Origin of the sequence: Lentzea sp. JNUCC 0626 (genome assembly GCF_043632865.1) — a bacterium.
GTDB lineage: Bacteria > Actinomycetota > Actinomycetes > Mycobacteriales > Pseudonocardiaceae > Lentzea.
Window position 1 is genome coordinate 4,415,603 of record NZ_CP171635.1, and the last position, 17,118, is coordinate 4,432,720.

The 17,118-nt window shown below is 69.2% G+C and carries 18 protein-coding genes and 1 pseudogene; 13 read left to right on the forward strand and 6 right to left on the reverse strand.

Annotated elements, in window-relative coordinates:
- The first annotated feature begins 3 nt into the window (after positions 1-3).
- The 4 genes from JNUCC0626_RS19110 to JNUCC0626_RS19125 all read left to right on the forward strand — a co-directional run bounded on the left by JNUCC0626_RS19110 (position 4) and on the right by JNUCC0626_RS19125 (position 6,105).
- A complete protein-coding gene (locus JNUCC0626_RS19110) occupies positions 4-2,871 on the forward strand; it encodes a helix-turn-helix transcriptional regulator (RefSeq protein ID WP_394621121.1) in 2,868 nt (955 codons plus the stop codon).
- Between the two features lie 194 nt (positions 2,872-3,065).
- Positions 3,066-4,058: an efflux RND transporter periplasmic adaptor subunit gene (locus tag JNUCC0626_RS19115; protein ID WP_394621122.1), complete on the forward strand. Its 993-nt coding sequence runs from the start codon at positions 3,066-3,068 to the stop codon at positions 4,056-4,058.
- Positions 4,058-4,777, forward strand: coding sequence for an ABC transporter ATP-binding protein (locus JNUCC0626_RS19120; protein ID WP_394621123.1), 720 nt, complete (start codon positions 4,058-4,060; stop codon positions 4,775-4,777). Before JNUCC0626_RS19115 ends, JNUCC0626_RS19120 begins: the two co-directional genes overlap by 1 nt.
- Positions 4,777-6,105 carry an ABC transporter permease gene (locus JNUCC0626_RS19125; protein ID WP_394621124.1) on the forward strand — a complete coding sequence of 443 codons (1,329 nt, stop codon included), beginning with the start codon at positions 4,777-4,779 and terminating at the stop codon, positions 6,103-6,105. Before JNUCC0626_RS19120 ends, JNUCC0626_RS19125 begins: the two co-directional genes overlap by 1 nt.
- A 102-nt stretch (positions 6,106-6,207) precedes the next feature.
- Here JNUCC0626_RS19125 and JNUCC0626_RS19130 read toward each other — a convergent pair whose 3' ends face one another.
- From JNUCC0626_RS19130 to JNUCC0626_RS19140, 3 genes are all read right to left on the reverse strand, one after another.
- Entirely contained in the window at positions 6,208-7,155 is a 948-nt protein-coding gene (locus JNUCC0626_RS19130; RefSeq protein ID WP_394621125.1) for a TIR domain-containing protein, read from the reverse strand.
- A 66-nt stretch (positions 7,156-7,221) separates the two neighbouring features.
- The gene (locus JNUCC0626_RS19135) at positions 7,222-8,007 is read right to left on the reverse strand and encodes an aldo/keto reductase (protein ID WP_394622062.1); all 786 of its coding nucleotides are present in this window, start codon (positions 8,005-8,007) and stop codon (positions 7,222-7,224) included.
- A gap of 52 nt (positions 8,008-8,059) precedes the next feature.
- On the reverse strand, positions 8,060-8,824 hold the full coding sequence (locus tag JNUCC0626_RS19140) for an SDR family NAD(P)-dependent oxidoreductase (RefSeq protein WP_394621126.1): 765 nt from the start codon (positions 8,822-8,824) through the stop codon (positions 8,060-8,062).
- A gap of 83 nt (positions 8,825-8,907) precedes the next feature.
- Here JNUCC0626_RS19140 and JNUCC0626_RS19145 point away from each other — a divergent pair, with 83 nt between their 5' ends.
- Genes JNUCC0626_RS19145 through JNUCC0626_RS19180 form a run of 8 tightly spaced genes read left to right on the forward strand, consistent with a single transcriptional unit; the run spans position 8,908 to position 14,522 of the window.
- Positions 8,908-9,345 carry a MarR family winged helix-turn-helix transcriptional regulator gene (locus JNUCC0626_RS19145; RefSeq protein WP_382443335.1) on the forward strand — a complete coding sequence of 146 codons (438 nt, stop codon included), beginning with the start codon at positions 8,908-8,910 and terminating at the stop codon, positions 9,343-9,345.
- Positions 9,346-9,367: 22 nt separating this feature from the next.
- On the forward strand, positions 9,368-10,459 hold the full coding sequence (locus JNUCC0626_RS19150) for an acyl-CoA dehydrogenase family protein (RefSeq protein ID WP_394621127.1): 1,092 nt from the start codon (positions 9,368-9,370) through the stop codon (positions 10,457-10,459).
- Positions 10,459-11,064 carry a nitroreductase family protein gene (locus JNUCC0626_RS19155; protein ID WP_394621128.1) on the forward strand — a complete coding sequence of 202 codons (606 nt, stop codon included), beginning with the start codon at positions 10,459-10,461 and terminating at the stop codon, positions 11,062-11,064. The genes JNUCC0626_RS19150 and JNUCC0626_RS19155 overlap by 1 nt, the downstream gene beginning before the upstream one ends.
- 10 nt (positions 11,065-11,074) lie before the next feature.
- Positions 11,075-11,872: a thymidylate synthase gene (locus JNUCC0626_RS19160; protein ID WP_394621129.1), complete on the forward strand. Its 798-nt coding sequence runs from the start codon at positions 11,075-11,077 to the stop codon at positions 11,870-11,872.
- A complete protein-coding gene (locus tag JNUCC0626_RS19165) occupies positions 11,869-12,324 on the forward strand; it encodes a dihydrofolate reductase (RefSeq protein WP_394621130.1) in 456 nt (151 codons plus the stop codon). The genes JNUCC0626_RS19160 and JNUCC0626_RS19165 overlap by 4 nt, the downstream gene beginning before the upstream one ends.
- A gap of 40 nt (positions 12,325-12,364) precedes the next feature.
- The gene (locus JNUCC0626_RS19170) at positions 12,365-12,793 is read left to right on the forward strand and encodes a MarR family winged helix-turn-helix transcriptional regulator (protein ID WP_394621131.1); all 429 of its coding nucleotides are present in this window, start codon (positions 12,365-12,367) and stop codon (positions 12,791-12,793) included.
- Complete coding sequence (locus tag JNUCC0626_RS19175; RefSeq protein WP_394621132.1) at positions 12,790-13,977, forward strand: MFS transporter; 1,188 nt, start codon at positions 12,790-12,792, stop codon at positions 13,975-13,977. Before JNUCC0626_RS19170 ends, JNUCC0626_RS19175 begins: the two co-directional genes overlap by 4 nt.
- On the forward strand, positions 13,974-14,522 hold the full coding sequence (locus JNUCC0626_RS19180) for a cysteine hydrolase family protein (protein ID WP_394621133.1): 549 nt from the start codon (positions 13,974-13,976) through the stop codon (positions 14,520-14,522). Before JNUCC0626_RS19175 ends, JNUCC0626_RS19180 begins: the two co-directional genes overlap by 4 nt.
- 27 nt (positions 14,523-14,549) lie before the next feature.
- Here JNUCC0626_RS19180 and JNUCC0626_RS19185 read toward each other — a convergent pair whose 3' ends face one another.
- From JNUCC0626_RS19185 to JNUCC0626_RS19195, 3 genes and pseudogenes are all read right to left on the reverse strand, one after another.
- Positions 14,550-15,062, reverse strand: coding sequence for a YciI family protein (locus JNUCC0626_RS19185; RefSeq protein ID WP_394621134.1), 513 nt, complete (start codon positions 15,060-15,062; stop codon positions 14,550-14,552).
- The gene (locus JNUCC0626_RS19190) at positions 15,063-15,422 is read right to left on the reverse strand and encodes an MmcQ/YjbR family DNA-binding protein (RefSeq protein WP_394621135.1); all 360 of its coding nucleotides are present in this window, start codon (positions 15,420-15,422) and stop codon (positions 15,063-15,065) included.
- 11 nt (positions 15,423-15,433) lie between these two features.
- A pseudogene (locus JNUCC0626_RS19195) lies at positions 15,434-16,319 on the reverse strand (proteasome assembly chaperone family protein).
- Between the two features lie 213 nt (positions 16,320-16,532).
- Here JNUCC0626_RS19195 and JNUCC0626_RS19200 point away from each other — a divergent pair.
- On the forward strand, positions 16,533-17,060 hold the full coding sequence (locus JNUCC0626_RS19200) for a DUF4230 domain-containing protein (RefSeq protein ID WP_394621136.1): 528 nt from the start codon (positions 16,533-16,535) through the stop codon (positions 17,058-17,060).
- Positions 17,061-17,118: the final 58 nt, after the last annotated feature.

Below are 17,118 nucleotides of genomic sequence, written 5' to 3' on the forward strand. Positions count from 1 at the left end.
GACATGCAGACCCGAGCGCCCCACGTGGTCGGCCGTGATCGTGAGGTCACGGCCGTCACGGGGGCACTCGCCGCCACGCGCGAGTCGCGTGGCGGCGCCGTCTTCCTCACCGGGGAGGCGGGCATCGGCAAGTCACGCCTGGCTCGCCACGCTGCGGGCCAGGCGTACGACGCGGGCATGCGGGTGCTCAAAGGACGCGGCACGACCATCGGCCCGATGGTGCCGTTTCGTCCAATCGCGGAAGCCTTGCTGGGCCTGTTCCGCGGCGATCCGCCGGACGACTCGGCGCTCGGGCCGTACAAACCGGTGCTGGGCACGCTGATCCCCGACTGGCACGACCACAGGTCCACGACCGAGTCGGTCGTCGTGCTCGCCGAGGCGGTGCTGCGGCTGCTCGCGTCGGTGGCGCGCAAGACGCCGTGCCTGCTGGTCCTGGAGGACCTGCACGAGGCCGACGCGGAGACGCTCGCCGTGGTCGAGTACCTCGCGGACAATCTGGAGGACCAGCCGGTCCTGCTGCTGGCGACGATCCGCACCGAGCCCGGCAACGCGCTGGAGCTCGTGCATCGCATGGTGCAGCGCGGGTCCGGCTCGCTGGTCGAGCTGCACCGGCTCTCGCAGGACGAGGTCGGGCAGATGACTTCCGCCTGTCTGGACAGCGAGCTGGTGCCGGCCGAGCTGGTCGATCGCCTGTGGACGGACAGCGCCGGGAACCCGTTCGTCATCGAGGAACTGCTGCACGGCATGGTCAGCGGCGGCCTGCTGGTCGCGGGCGCGCACGGCTGGCAGGTGCTGGGCTCGTTGAAACTCCCCGTGCCGGCGGCGTTCGTGCGCAGCGTCGCGCACCGCACGGACCGGCTGGGGCCGCAGGGCCGTGAGGTGCTGTCGATCGCGGCCGTGCTGGGGCACCGGTTCCCGCTGTCGGTGGTGCAGAAGGTGACCGGCACGGACGACCGGGCATTGCTCAGCCACCTGCACGCCGGAGTGGCCGCGCAGCTAGTGACGCCGGACGAGCCCGCACCGGACTGGTACGCGTTCCGGCATCCGCTGACCGCCGACGCGTTGCTGGCGCAGCTGACCCTGGCTGAACGCGTGGACCTCTCGGCGCGCACGGCGGACTCGATCGAGGACCTGCATCCCGGCCTGCCCGGTGACTGGTGCCCGCTGGTCGCGAAGCTGCGGTTCGACGCCGGTTCCCAGACGCAGGCGGGACTTCTGTTCGCGGAGGCGGGTAGACGCGCGCTGGCCGGCGGCGCCGCCGAGTCGGCCGTGGCGCTGCTCGACCGCGCGCAGGACCTGCTGCACTCCGAGTGCGGCGCGCGGGCCGAGGTGCTCGACACGTTGCTGCCCGCGCTGGCCGACACCGGCGACTTCGAACGCGCGTTCGCCCTCGATGTCAGTGACCTGCAAGGAACTCTGCGCGCGAAGCTCCACACGCGACTGTCCAGGGTGGCCTATCTCGCCGGTTGGTTCACCGAGGGCGTCGAACAGGTGCGGATCGCGCGGACGTTGCTCGGGCCGGATGCCCCGGACGAGCTCGCCGCGCAGCTGGACGTCAACTCCGCTTATCTGGCGCTGAACATCCCGAGCGCGGACCGGATCTCGTCGGCGGCGGGCCTCGCCCGGCAGGCGGCGCTCGCGGCCGACCGCGCCGGGTTGCCGATGGTCGCGTGCGAGGCGTGGCAGCTGCTCGGGATCATCGCGCGCGAGCAGGACATCGACGAGGCGAACGCGTGCTTCAGCAAGGCGCTCGCACTGGCCGACGAGCACCAGCTGCCGATCCAGCACGTCTACGCGCTGGTTCGATTGGCGGGCAACGACTGGCTGCGGCACGGCAGCACGGCGGCACTGGACCGCACACACGCGCAGGCGTGCCGGGTGGGCGCGATCACGGTGGCGCACAACGTGGACGCGATCCTCGCGTTGCAGTCGGTGCTGACCGGTGACTACGCGGTGGCCGCCGGGGAGATCGACCGATGCCTGCGCACGACGACGCGCCTGCGGTTCCACGCCCTGACCCGCTACCTGCTGATGACGAAGGCCGTGCTGGCCGCGCACCAGGGCAACCGGACCGCGACCGACGACGCCATCAGCGAGTTCGAGACCGTGGCGAAGAGCGGCGCGCAGGAGTACCCGCTGTGCTTCGGTCTCGCCCGCGCGTTCTGCGCGTTGCTGGAGGAGAACCACGGCCTGGCGATGACGGAACTCGACCGCGCGCTCGACCTGGAGTCGCAGCACCCCACGACGTTCCACCTGTCCGGCACGCACGGGCTGCGCGTGCTGCTGGGCGTGCTGGACGGCCGGTTCGACTGGCCGGAGTACACGTCGCTGACGGCGCCGTCCGCGTCCGCCATGCGCTGGAACCGTCAGTTCACCGAACTCGCGCACGCGGTGCTGCTGGGCCGCTGCGGCCGGTTCGACGAGGCCCTGGAGGCGTTCGAGCGCGCCCAGGAGGCCGCCGCGCCGTACCCGCTGGCCCGGCACCTCGGGCTGCGGCTGGTGGCGGGATCGGCGGCCGGGTGGGGAGATCCGGTGGCGTGGCTGCGGTCGGCCGAGGAGTTCTTCCACCAGGCGACGGTGCCCGCGGTCGCGTCGGCGTGCCGGGGGTTGTTGCGGCAGGCCGGAGTGCCGGTGCAGCAACGGCGCAGCGGCACCGACTCGGTGCCGGCCCAGCTGCGCGGGCACGGCGTGACGGTGCGCGAGTTCGAGGTGTTCGTGCTGCTGGCTGACCGAATGGGCAACAAGGCGATCGGCACGCGCCTGCACATCTCGCCGCGCACGGTGGAAAAGCACGTGGCGTCCCTCATCGCGAAGACGGGACATCCCGACCGGGAATCCCTTTCCGCGTACGCCGCCGCACTGGGCCGCTGAGGTCAACCCTTTCGTCCAGGGCCAAACCTCGAAGACGTTACCGTGCACCGCGGCAAGCGCATTCACCGGTGCCGGGCTGCCGGAAACCCCTGACCACCAGGTCGATGCGACATCGGCCGAAAGTCCGATGCAACCTCCCCGAGGTATCAGGTGTCCTTATCGGTAGGTTGGCCGAAACGACATGGGGGACATTCGTGCGCAAATTCGTTCTCGCGCCGCTGTGCGCGCTGGTCACGGTGAGCGTGGCTGCGTGCAGTCCGTCAGGTCCGGACCAGGCCAATCCGGAGCTGGCGCCACGCGGCACGCAGATGACCAAGGTCAAGCCCACCAAGCAGGACCTGACGACGAAGCTCAGCATCGCGGGCAAGGTCGAGATGAACCCGACGTTCGGGCTCGTCGCGCCGGCCGACGGCGAGGTCAGGTACTTCGACGTCCCGACCCCGAACGGCACGCCGACCAGGCCGATCCGGGTCGCGACGGTGTGGAAGGGCCAGACGCCGAACTACGTCGAGGCCCCGGCGGGGTCGACGTTCAGCGGCAGGCTGGTGGACGACAAGGCGACGGTGAAGGCGGGCATGCCGATCGCGTCGGCCAAGCACGTCGGCTACGCGATCGTCGGCGACATCGACGGGCAGCAGGCGTACAAGATCAACGGCGCGCTGACCGACGTGACGGTGCAGATCAAGAACGGCCCCGGCCCGTTCCCGTGCACGGTGCTCGGCACGATCGCCGCGCTGCCGTCCGGCACCATCCCGGAGAAGCCTCCGGTGACGCCGGACAACAAGGACGGCGAGAAGAAGGACCAGCCGCAGCAGCCGCAACAACCCCAGCAACCGCAGCAGCAGCCCAGTTCCTCGACGGGTCTTCGGATCGTGTGCACGGCGCCGGCGGACGTGCAGATGATCAACGGCGCCACCGCGTCGATCGAGGTCACCACGGGCAAGTCGGCGCAGGCGCTGGTCGTGCCGGTCGAAGCGGTGGCGGGCCAGCAGGGCAAGGGCAAGGTCGACGTGATCGCGCAGGACGGCTCGCGCCGCACCACGGACGTGACACTGGGCCTGACCGACGGCAAGGTCATCGAGGTCAAGTCGGGTCTCACCGGTGACGAGGAACTGGCCGTGCCGGGTCCGAACCTGCCGGAGGGCCAGCAGCAGGGCGGCGACCAGAGCAAGCCGACGGGACCGTGATGACGCAGTCCTTCGACCAGCCGACCGTGCAGGTGCAGCCCGCCCAACCGGCGCTGCTGCAACTCAGCGGGATCACGAAAGTCCTGAAGGGCCAAGGGGAACCGCGGACCATCCTGTCCGGTGTGGACTTCACCGTGCACGCGGGACAGAGCGTCGCGATCCTCGGCCGCTCGGGCTCGGGCAAGTCGACGCTGCTGTCGTTGATCGGCCTGTTCGACAAGGCCGACGAGGGCCAGTACCTCTTGCACGGCAACGACATCACGAAGCTCGCCGAACGCAGGGCGGCGGCGTTGCGCAGCGCGGAGTTCGGGTTCGTCTTCCAGCGATTCTTCCTGCTCAAGCATCTCACCGCGGCGCAGAACGTGGCGATGGCGCTGGTGAACGGCCAGGGCTGGTCGTCGCGGAGCAAGCGCAAGAAGCAGGTGATGGAGGCACTGGAGCAGGTCGGCATCGCGCACCTGTCGAAGTCCAAGCCCAGCAGGCTTTCCGGTGGTGAGCAGCAGCGCGTCGCGATCGCCCGCGCTCTGGTGCGGCAGCCGCGCATCATCCTCGCCGACGAGCCCACGGGCGCGCTCGACACCGAGACCGGCAACCTCGTCGTCGAGGTGCTGCTCAACACGACCAGGCAGGGCTGCGGCCTCGTGCTGGTCACGCACGACCACGACCACGCCGCCAAGATGGGCCGCGTGATGGAGCTGCGCGACGGGCGGTTCAACTGATGCTTTCCGGCAAGTTCCGGTCCGCCGTGGTCATCGGTGGACAGGGCATCCGCGCCCGCAAACTGCGCACGTTCCTGTCGATGGTGTCGCTGTTCCTCGGCGTCCTCGCGGTCGTGGCGGTACAGGCGGGCTCCGAGATCGCCGAACGGGCGATGCTCACCAACATCGAGCTCCAGGCGGGCAAAGACGGCACGATCATGGGCTACGTCCCCGGCGAGAAGGGCGCGCCCGGCATCGTCGAGTCGACCCTGAAGGGCCGCACCGACGCCGTGGCGATGATCCAGTCGCGGGCCATCATCGGCGAGCCGGGCGTGCGTCCGGTCAACGAGGGCGGCATGCCGTTCGAGTACGCGGGCCGCGGCGGCGACTACGGCGGCCCGATGGTCTACTGCGACGCCAACGGCACCTGCACCGAGCAGAAGCAGCAGGAGAAGAAGCCGGACGGCCAGGCCATCGAGGTCGGCCTGGTGGCGCTGACCGGCGACATCCGCCCGTTCAAGCCGTTCCGCCCGGTCTCCGGCAGCTGGCTCGACTTCAACACCGCCCCGTCGCTGGCCCCGCGGATCGTGCTGAACGAGGAGGCCGCCAAGGGCCTCAACCAGTACCGCGTCCCGGGCGAGATGATGATCGACGGCGCCACGCACCACATGACGCCACAGATCGTCGGCGTCGTCACCGACGGCTACGGCCAGCCGCGCGCCTACATGCGCCTCGACGAACTCCGCACCTGGATGCCGTCCAGCGTCGAACCCAGTGAGGTGGACAAGTTCCGCGGCGGCGGCACGAGCCTCGAGCTCTACCTCAAGCCCGGCACCGACGACCTCCAGCAGCTGCTGAAGTCGAAGATCGTGGCCGCGGGCGTGCCGCAGGAGCAGCTGCACTTCCAGGTCGTGAAGTCCAAGGAGAACATGGAGTCCGAGCTGAGGATCATGCGCCTGATCTTCCTCGGCATGGCCTTCATGGTGCTGCTGATCGGCGTCGCCGGCATCCTCAACGTCGGCCTCGCCACCGTCGGCGAACGCGTCGAGGAGTTCGCGTTGCGCCGCGCGGTCGGCATGTCCCGACTTTTGTTGGCGGGCATCGTGCTCGCTGAGACGTTGCTGACCGGGTTGCTGACAGCGGGGCTCGCGATCGGCACCGGCGTGGCCGGGCTGCACGTGGCGCTGATGATGTTCGGCAGCCGGTTCCCGTCGCTGGAGGGGACGACCTTTCCTTGGGAGGCCGGGGTTGCCGGGGTGATCGCGGGTCTGGTCGCCGGTGTGCTCGGCGGGTTGATCCCGGCGATCCGGGCGGCGCGGATTCCCATCGCCACAGTCATGCGGGCCTGAGTGCTGTGGCCGTCGAACCGGGGGTTCGACGGCCACAGTGCTGTTCGGCTCGTTGCCGGCGAAGCCCCGGACCGCGGAGATGCGGTCCGGGGTTTCGTGTTTCTAGGCTTGTTCCAGGCAGTGGATGATCCTGGCCCAGAGCTTGTCGAAGAGCTCGTCTTTGGTGAGGTTCCACTCCGTCGGCTTGTGGTGTCCGAGGACGCCGGGCGCGGACCGGTCGGTCACCTTCACTCTCGCCTGGCGTGCGTTCACGTCGAAGAACGGGACCGCTGTGGCTACATCGGGTGCGTAGGCATTTCCGACCCGCAGGGTCAGCCACGTGTCGAAAATGTCCTCGTCCACAGAGAGGTGGAGCGAATACACGTTGGCTTGCCAACGCATCACTTCAAACGTCATGAACTGCTTGGACTTCCCGTCGCGGGTAGCCAGGTCGTACTCTCGCACGCTCGCGGGGAATCCGGCCGTTTCCAACTGAGGCGCCGCGTCCCTGAACCGCTCCAGCAGGTAAGCGTAGATCGACTGCAGTTCCTCGCGTTTGTCGTAGTCGCGCGGAATCCGCGGCATCGGCAGCTTCAAGGCCGACCGCACCACCGAACTCACGTCACGCGGCTCCTGACCGGAGTCGGCCGCGGCGCCGACCTTCCTCCGCAGCACCTCGGCGAGCTCTTCCGGCGTGTAGTCGTGCGACTTCAGGTACGCCACGTGCGGATGCAGCAACTCGGCGGGCACCACGACATCGCCCACCAGCACCGGAAGGATGTAGCCGTCTCCCTGCTTCACTGCGGTCAACATCGCCGCGTCGAACTCGTCGCGCGGATAGGGCTTGTTGAAGTACTCGTTCGAGATGAACGGCACGAAGTAGCGCGTACGCGACCCGTACATCTTCCGCTGCTCGACGAGGATGTCCTTCCCCCACCACTCAACGGTCATGTCGCGGTCGTAGAACACCCGGATCCCGGCGGCCTTCGCGGCTGCCACGGTTCGTTCGACGTAGTCGCGGTGCTCGCCTGCGAACGAGACGGCGATGTCGTAATCCTGCTCGTCCGGCATCAAACCATCATACGAGCGCACCGGCCCGCGTCGCCGATGCGACGCGGGCCAGGTGAGAATGCGGAACTAGTTCAGCTCGTCCGGGTTCGGACCGATGCGGCCACCCCGGTCCAGCCCCGCGATCGCCTCCACCTCGGCGTCCGGCAGCTCGAAGCCGAACACGTCGAAGTTCTCCTGAATCCGCGACGGCGTAACAGACTTCGGGATCACGACGTTGCCGATCTGCAGGTGCCAGCGCAGCACGACCTGCGCCGCGGACTTGCCGTGCGCCAGCGCGATCTTCTGCACGACCGGGTCGGTCAGCAGGTCGCCGCCCTGGCCGAGCGGGGACCAGGCCTCGGTCTGAATGCCGTGCTGAGCGTTGAACGCGCGCACCTCGGCCTGCTGGAAGTACGGGTGCAGCTCGATCTGGTTGACCGCCGGCACGACGCCGGTCTCGTCGATCAGGCGCTGCAGGTGTGCGGGCTGGAAGTTGGAGACGCCGATCGCGCGGACCCGGCCCTCCTTCTGCAGTTCGACGAACGCCTTCCAGGTGTCGACGTACAGCGAACGCGCCGGGGTCGGCCAGTGGATCAGGTACAGGTCGAGGACGTCGAGGCCCAGCTTGGACATCGAGGTGTCGAAGGCGCGCAGCGTCGCGTCGTAGCCGTGGTCGTCGTTCCACAGCTTGGTGGTGACGAAGACGTCGTCACGGTCCACACCGGACTGCGCGATGGCCGCGCCGGTGCCCGCCTCGTTGCCGTAGGCGGCGGCCGTGTCGATGCTGCGGTAGCCGGCCTTCAGCGCCTCAGCGACGGCCGGGGTGGCCTCCGCGTCGGGCACCTGCCAGACGCCGTAGCCGAGCTGGGGCATGACGACGCCGTTGTTGAGCTTCACGGTGTTCAAAGCGAAATCCTTACTGTGATCAGGGAATCAGCGTCGGTGCGGTGCCGCCGTCGACGCGCAACGCGGCTCCGGTCGTCGCGGACGACAGGTCCGACGCGACGTAGGTGATGAGGTTCGCGACCTCGTGGGGGCGGATCAGGCGGCCCAGCAGCAGCGTGGGGCGTTCGGTGCGGACGAACTCCGCTTCGCCGCCGTCGCCGACGCGGTCGCGGATGAACTCCTCGACGCCCGGCGTCAGGGTCGGGCCGGGCAGCACCGAGTTCACGGTGACGCCGGTGCCCTTGACCTCCTGGGCCATGCCGCGCGAGATGGCGATCTGCGCGGTCTTCGTCATGCCGTAGTGGACCATCTCGGTCGGCGTGAAGACGCCGGACTCGCTGCTGACGAAGATCACCCGGCCCCAGCCGCGGTCGACCATGCGGGGCGTGTAGTGCCGGGCCAGGCGGACGCCGGACATGATGTTGGTGTCGAAGTAGCGCTGCCACTCGGCGTCGTCGATCTCGAAGACCGGCTTCGCGCCGTAGATGCCCAGGTTGTTGACGAGCACGTCGACGTCGGGCACCTGCTCGACCAGCGTCGCGGCACCGGCCGCGGTGGCGAGGTCCGTCGCGACCCCGCGCACGTCACCGTGCCCGCTGAGCTTGCCGACCGCCTCGGCGACGGTCTCCTCGCTGCGGCCCGTGACGACGACGGCGGCACCCGCCTTGAGCAGGCCTTCCGCCGTGGCGAAGCCGATGCCCGCGGTGGAGCCCGTCACAAGTGCCGTGCGTCCCGACAGATCCATGTCTCTCCCCGGTAGACTTGTTGAAGACGATTACGAGCGTACGCAATAGTTGCACACGCTGTCTATTCGAGAAGGGTTGACCTATGTCACTGGACGACGACGCCGTCCAGGCGCGTGCACAGGGTTGGCGCACACTCGCGGCGCTGCACGCCCGCATCGAGGACCGCCTCGAACGCGCGCTGCAGAAGGCCCACGAGCTCTCCGTCAGCGAGTACACCGTTCTGGACGTCCTCAACCGCCAGGACGGCTTCCACCTTCGGATGAACCAGCTGTCGAACGCCGTCGTGCTCAGCCAGTCAGCCACAACGCGGCTGGTCACGCGACTCGAGGACCGCGGTCTGCTCGCCCGCTACCTCTGCCCCACCGACCGGCGCGGCATCTACACCGAGGTCACCGAGAAGGGCCACGCGCTGCTCGCCGACGCCCGCCCCACGCACGACGAGGTGCTGAGCCAGTCGCTGTCGGAGGCCGGGGACGTCCCCGAGCTGAAGCCACTCGTTGAGGCGCTCGCCAAGCTGTAGTGCCAGGGGCAAGATCGCCCGCATGGATCTCCACGCCCTGATCCGCGCCGAGGCACCCCGGGCCGAGCAGCAGCGCGCCCTCACCGAGCCGGTGCTCACCGCGCTCGTCGACCACGGCGTGCACCGCCTGATCGCCCCGAAGCGCTACGGCGGCGCCGAAACCGGCCTGCCCGAGTGGAGCCGGACTGTCCAGGAGCTGGCCAGGGCGGACGCCTCGACCGGCTGGACCGCGATGACGACCACCACCTCGTCGTCGCTCGCCTGGTACCTGCCGACGGACGCCGCCGACGAGGTGTTCGGCGACCCGCGCGCGTTGATCGCGGGCACCGCCGCGCCGCTGGGCAAGGCGGTCGAGACCGGCGAGGGCTACCGCGTCACCGGCCGTTGGGGCTGGGGCAGCGGCGTCGCGTACTCGTCGTGGGTCATCGGTGGCACGATCACGCCCGTTGGCCCGCGTCTGGCCGTGTACCCGCGTGAGGACGTCACGATCCATGACACCTGGCACGCCGCTGGCCTGCGTGCCACCGCCTCGCACGAGTTCTCGGTGCAGGACGCGTTCCTGCCCCCGAACCGCGCCATCTGGCCGATCGGCATCACGCCCGGCATCGAAGGCCCGATCACGGTCTTCCCGTACTTCAGCTTCCTCGCCGCGGGCGTCGCATCCGTGTGCCTCGGCGTGGCCCGGCGCGCGATCGACGAGATCGAGGCGCTCGCCACCGAGAAGACCCCGCAGCACGCGACCACCCGGCTCGCCGAGCAGACGGGCGTCCAGATCGAACTCGCCCTGATGGAGGCCCGGCTCTCGGCCTCGGCGGCGTTCCTGCACGAGGCTCTCAGCACCGCGTGGGAGTCCGCTCTGAACGGCGATGCCGCCCCCGACTCGGTGAAGGCACGGCTGCGGCTCGCCTGCTCGTTCGTCACCGGCGAGGCGGTCGAGGTGACGCAACGGGCGTTCGCGGCGGGCGGCGGCAGCTCGGTGTTCGAGTCGTCGGCCCTGCAACGCTGCCTGCGCGACGTGAACGTGGCCGCACAACACACGGTCGTGTCACGCCGGATGCTGGAGACCTACTCGATGCTCAAGCTGGGCCTCGAGCCGGACATGACGAGGTTCTGATGGACGCCCTCGAAGCGATCATGACCACGCGCGCCATCCGCCGGTTCACCGACGAACCGGTGTCGGACGACGCCGTGTGGACGTGCCTGCGCGCCGCCCAGCAGGCCCCGTCGGGCGGCAACGTCCAGCCCACCCGCTACCTCGTCGTCACCGACCCCGAGGTGCGCGCGGAGGTCGGCAAGCTCTACCGCCGGGCGTTCACCAAGTACACCGAGATCGCGCCGCCGCTGAAGGACGACGCGGTCGGCACACGCGTCAGGCAGTCCGCGAACCACCTCGCCGACACCCTCGCGTCCGTCCCGGTCATCGTGTTCTTCCTCATGCCGCGACTGCCGTCGCTGGTGGAGGGCATCGACATCGGGCCTGTGCACGCGTCGGTCTACCCGGCCGTCCAGAACTTCTGCCTGGCCGCCCGCGCACTGGGCCTCGGCACCACGCTGACCACGGTGATCAGGGTCCACCAGGCCGAGACGCTGGAGTTGCTGGGCGTACCGGACAAGTGGGAGATCGCCGCGATGGTCCCGCTCGGACACCCGGCGGAGAAGTTCTCGGTGGCGAAACGACGGGACGTGTCACGGCTGACTTCGTTCAACCGCTGGAGCTAGGGTTCGGGGCATGCCCGACACGCAGTACGAAGACCTGCTCCGCCACGTCCTGAAGGAGGGCGTGCGCAAGGAGGACCGCACCGGCACCGGCACGCGGTCGATCTTCGGCCACCAGCTGCGCTACCCGCTCGCCGCCGGGTTCCCGCTGATCACCACCAAGAAGGTGCACTTCAAGTCGATCGCGTACGAACTGCTGTGGTTCCTGCGCGGCGACAGCAACGTGAAGTGGTTGCAGGAGCACGGCGTGTCCATCTGGGACGAGTGGGCGTCTCCCGAAGGCGAGCTCGGCCCCGTCTACGGCGTGCAGTGGCGTTCCTGGCCCACGCCCGATGGCGGGCACGTCGACCAGATCGCCGAGGTCCTGAAGACGTTGAAGACGAACCCGGACTCGCGCCGGATCATCGTCTCCGCCTGGAACGTCGGCGAGATCTCGAACATGGCGTTGCCACCGTGCCACGCGTTCTTCCAGTTCTACGTCGCCGACGGCAAGCTGTCGTGCCAGCTCTACCAGCGCAGCGCGGACCTGTTCCTCGGCGTGCCGTTCAACATCGCCTCCTACGCACTGCTGACGCACATGATCGCCGCGCAGACCGGCCTCGGCGTCGGTGACTTCATCTGGACCGGCGGCGACTGCCACATCTACGACAACCACCTCGAGCAGGTCGAACTCCAGCTCAGCCGCGACGCGCGCGAGTTCCCGACGCTCCAGATGGCCCCGGCCGCGTCCCTGTTCGACTACCGGTACGAGGACTTCACGATCGAGGGCTACGACCCGCACCCCGGCATCAAGGCGCCGGTGGCGGTGTGATCGGGCTGATCTGGGCGCAGGCCGCGAACGGTGTCATCGGCCGCGACAACGCCATTCCGTGGCACATCCCGGAGGACATGAAGCACTTCCGGGAGACCACCTCCGGGGCGGCCGTCCTCATGGGACGCCTGACCTGGGAGTCGCTGCCGCCGCGCTTCCGCCCCCTGCCCGGCCGCCGCAACCTGGTGCTGTCGCGCACGCCCCAGGACGGCGCGGAAACCTTCGACAGCCTGGAAAAGGCCCTCGCCGACGTCACCGGTGACCTGTGGGTGATCGGCGGGTCGGCGGTGTACGCGGCCGCGCTGCAGTTCGCCGACCGGATCGAGGTGACCGAGATCCGCGAGGAGTTCGAGGGCGACACCCACGCGCCGGCCGTCGACCGCGAGCCGGTCGACGTCGGCGAGTGGCTGGAGTCGAGCAGCGGCCTGCACTACCGGTTCGTGAGCTACTGACAGATCGACAGCCCAGACTGTTCAGTCTAGGCTGTCTATCATGGGTGAACCTGCCGCCATCAACCAGCGGCTGCGCGTGCTCGTCGGACGGTTGCGCCGCAGGCTGCAGGACGAGTCGTCGGTGGACGACCTGACCGCGCCACAGGCATCGGCGCTGGCCAGGCTGTTGCTGCTGGACGAGCCGTCGACCGCGAGTCAGCTCGCAGGCGCCGAACGCGTCAAGCCGCAGTCGATGGCCAAGACGCTGACCGCGCTGCACGAGCAGGGCCTCATCCAGCGCGCCGCCGACCCGTCCGACGGCCGCCGCCAGCTCATCACGCTCACCCCCGACGGCCGCGACGCTGCTCAGGGTGCCCGCGCCACCCGGATCGAGTGGCTGACCGACGCGTTGACGCAGCGACTGAGCGAGTCCGAACGGCAGGTGATCGCCGAGGCGCTGACGCTGCTGGAGCGCGTGGTGGAGGAATGACCGCCGCCACGGGGTTCGACCGGCGGCTCATCACGCCGCTGGTCGCGGGCGCCGTGCTGAACCCGATCAACACCACGATCCTGTCGGTGGCGCTGGTGCCGATCGGCGCGTCGTTCGGCGAACCGCCGTCCGCGACCGCCTGGCTGATCACCTCGTTGTACGTGGCCACCGCCATCGGGCAACCCGTGGCGGGCCGCCTGATCGACACGTACGGCCCGCGTCTGCTCTTCCTGCCCGCCACCGCGCTCGTGGGCGTGGCAGGAGTGTTGGGAGCGCTGGCCCCGAACCTGGTCGTGCTCGTCGTCGCGCGCGTGTTGCTGGGCCTCGGCACGTGCGCCGGCTATCCGGCCGCGATGCGCCTGTTGCGAGACGAGGCCGACCGCACCGGCGAGGACAGTCCCGGTGGCGTGCTGACGATCCTCGCGATCGCCACCCAGACGGTCTCGGTGATCGGCCCGCCGCTCGGCGGTCTGCTGGTCGACTTCGGCGGCTGGCGCAGCACCCTGGCGATCAACGTCCCGCTGGCGCTGGCCGCGTTCCTCCTGGGGTGGCGCTACTTCCCGCGCACCCGGCCCGCTGTCACCGAGCGGAAACCGCTGCTGGACCTCAGCGGCCTGAACCGGCCGTTGCTGATCACCTACGGCCGCGCGCTGCTCGCGTACCTGGTGTCGTACAGCTTCGTCTACGGCTTCACCCAGTGGCTGGAGGCGGGCCGCGGCCTCACGGCGGGCCAGGCGGGTCTGGTGATGCTGCCGATGTTCGGCGTGGGCATTCTGGTCTCCGCTCTCACCGGCCGCAGCGAGGCCGTGCGCGGCAAGCTGATCGTGTCGTCGTTCGCCCAGCTCGCCGCCTGCGTCCTGTTGTTCTGGCTTGGTCCTTCGAGTCCACTGTGGATTCTGCTGCTCGTCGTGGTGATCACCGGTGTCCCGCAGGGCCTCAGCAGCCTCGCACTCCAGAACTCCGTGTACCGCCAGGCAGATCCGGCTTCGGTCGGTGCCGCGGCGGGTCTGCTGCGCACGTTCGGCTACGTCGGCGCGATCGTCTCGTCCACCGTGCAGGGACTCGTGTTCGGCGAGAGCGCCGACACCGGCGGCCTGCACGAGCTCGCGGCGTTCCTGGTCGTCGCGTGCGTCCTGTTCCTGCTCGTCAACGTGCTCGACCGTTCCCTGAAAGGTGTTCGATGACCACCGCACTGCTCGTCATGGACTTCCAGAACGGCCTCGTCGGCCGCATCCCGGGCGCGGAAGCGTTGCTGGGCACCGTCTCCACCGCCGTCGAGAAGGTCCGCGCCGACGGCGGCCACGTCGGCTGGGTGCGCGTGGCGTTCACCGACGAGGACTTCGAGGCCATCCCGTCCACGAGCGTGATGGCCCGCATGGCGACGTCCGTGGTGCGCGACTCGATGCACGCCGACGCCGCCAGCACCCAGTTCCACGAGAAGCTCGCCCCGCAGCCGGACGACATCGTCGTGCGCAAGACGCGCATCGGCTCGTTCACCACCACAGACCTCGATGCCCAGCTGACCAACCGTGGCGTCACCTCGCTCGTGTTGGCGGGCATCAGCACGAGCGGCGTCGTCCTCAGCACCGCGCGCGAGGCGATGGACCGCGACTACGCCCTCACCGTCCTGGCCGACGCGTGTGCCGACCCGGACCCGGCCACCCACGAGTTCCTGGTGAACACGCTCTACCCGCGCTATGGCAAGGTGATCACCGTTTCAGAGCTCTAGTGGTGTGGCACGTTCCGAGACGCGCCACTAGCGACGTCCGCCCGGCTCCCACTCGTGCACCTCGACGGCGTCATAGCGGTCCACGCTCAACACCGACGCCGGATCAGCCGACCGCACCAACGCCGCCGTCCCGAGCCAGGCCGTGCCGTCGTCGGACAGCAACGGCCCGTACGCGACCACCCCTTCAGATCGGGACGGCGCGAGGTCGACGGCCTCCCCGGCGCCGAACCCGAGCACCAGGTGCCCACCGCCACCGGGCGAGTCCCACATCGTGCGCCCGAGGACGTTGCGCCACCGCCGCACCAGCACGTCGCGGTAGCCACCGGCCTGGTAGACGGGCTCCTCGAAGGCGAACGCCCGCGCGGCCGCCGCGTCCGGCACCTCGACGACGTGCACGCTGCCGGTCAGGACGCCGGAGGTGAACGTCGGCCCGCGCGCGATGAGCTCGAACCCGTCCATGTACGACCAGTGCGCTTCGAGCAACTGTTGCCGCAACGGCATCGAGCCGGGCCGGTCCCGGTGGTGGCAGAAGAACAGCACCTAACGCCGCCGCGCCCGCGCATGCCAAGCCTCCACGATCAGCTCCTCCAACTCCCCCACCTCGATGTGCTCCAGCAGCACGAGGATCGCCGGGTACCCGTTGAAGTGCGGCGTCGTGAAGTACACCGAGTGGTCCGAGGCCAGCAACGCCTCCTTGGCCCCCAGATCCGGCACCCGAGCAGCCAGAATCGGCCCGGACGGCGCGGCAGAACCCAACGCCGACAGGTCCGTCTTGCGCAGCGGCCGTTCCCAGACGAAGAGCTTCTCCTTGACCCGCCAGTCGACGACGCCCTCCCGGACGCGCTCGGTCACGTCGGGCATGGAGGTGGCGATCCTGCGCACGTCGTCCCAGGTGGCCATGGCGGAAGCTCCTACAGGTGGTCCGGCGGACGCTGCTGCTCGGCGAGGAACCGTTCGAACTCGGCCCCCAGTTCGTCCGCGCTGGGGAGGTCGGTGTTCCCCACAGTCTGGATGAAGGCGTCGTACTGCCGCTCGAGCGCTTCCACGACCTGGGCTACCTCCTCCGACTCCGCCACCTGGCGGTGGATCTCGGCGTCGGCGGCCTGGGCGGCGTCGACCAGCGAACCGATGGGCAGCGCGAGGCCGGACGCGCGCGCCACGGCGTCGAGCAGGGTCACGGCGGCGGTCGGGTACTGCGACTGCGCGAGGTAGTGCGGGACCTGCGCGGCGAAGCCCATCGCGTCGTGGCCCGCCTGGCCGAGGCGGAACTCCAGCAGGCCGGAGACGTTGCCGGGGACCTGGACGCGGTTGAAGAACGGCTGGTACTCCGACACGAGTTCGGGGCGCGTGGCGTGGCCGATGACGGTCAACGGCCGTGTGCGGCACGCCCATCGGGATGCCGTGGTAGCCCACGGTCAGACGCACGCCCCAGCGGTCGATCAGCGACTTCACGGCCTCGACGAACGCCTCCCAGCTGCGGTCCGGCTCGGGGCCGGTGAGCAGCAGGAACGGGTGCCCGGCGCTGTCCCAGAGCAGGTGCACGACCAGTTCGGGGGCGGCGTAGTCCTCCCAGTGGTCGGTCGCGTAGGTCATCAGGGGGCGGCGCGAGCGGTAGTCGATCAGTCCGTCCACGTCGAAACGGGCGACGACGCGGCTCTCCAGCGTCTCCAGCAGGTGTTCGGTCAGCAGACGGCCCGCGGCGCCGGCGTCCATGAAGCCCTCGAAGTGGTGCAGCAGCACCGCACCTGTCAGGTCCGGCACCTCCGAGTCCACCTCGTACAGGTTCTCCGGGTCCACCGCACGCCTCCTGGATCAATCGCTTTCGTCTCGTCCAAGCCAACCACGTGGAGGCGGAACTGATTCCGCTCGGGTCGATTAGCCCATACGGACCGTGTGTGCGCATCACCTCACGGGTACACCAACGCGGTGTACAGGCGCTGGGTGACGCGTGGAGCATTGGTCGCAGCCGTGGTGATTCTCCTCGGCGCGGCGGTTTTCGCCTTCGGTCCAATGACTCCTTTTGGCAACGAATCGATCGACCGCAGCCAGCCCGCGATGCTCAAGTCCGTCCGGGACCTGAGCCAGTACCACGCGGCGGCGGGCGAGTTCCAGGTCGTGCTGGACATCGAGGACGACGTGAAGTGGGTGCCGGCGGCGCTGGCGGGCCAACGCACGTTGTTCGTCGCGGCCGGGTCGGTCAACGCGTACGTCGACTTCGGGACGCTCGCCGACGACGGGCTGGTCGTCTCGCCGGACGGCAAGACCGTGGAACTGCGGCTGCCGAAGCCGCAACTGGACAAGCCGAACCTGCACAACGACCGTTCGTACGTCTACAGCCAGGAACGCGGTCTCATCGACGACTTCCAGGCGTTGGCCGGACCTCCTGACCTGCAACGGTTCTACGTCGCGGCCGAGCAGAAGCTCGCGGAGGCGGCGGACAAGTCCGAGCTGCGCAAGCGCGCCGAGGACAACACGCGCGTGATGCTCACCGGAATGTTGCAGGCACTCGGCTTCCAGGTGAAAGTTCTCGCCGACTGAACCGATGACCCCGATCCGCCCGAACGTCCAGCGGTGACCCCATCACTCCGGGTTAGGA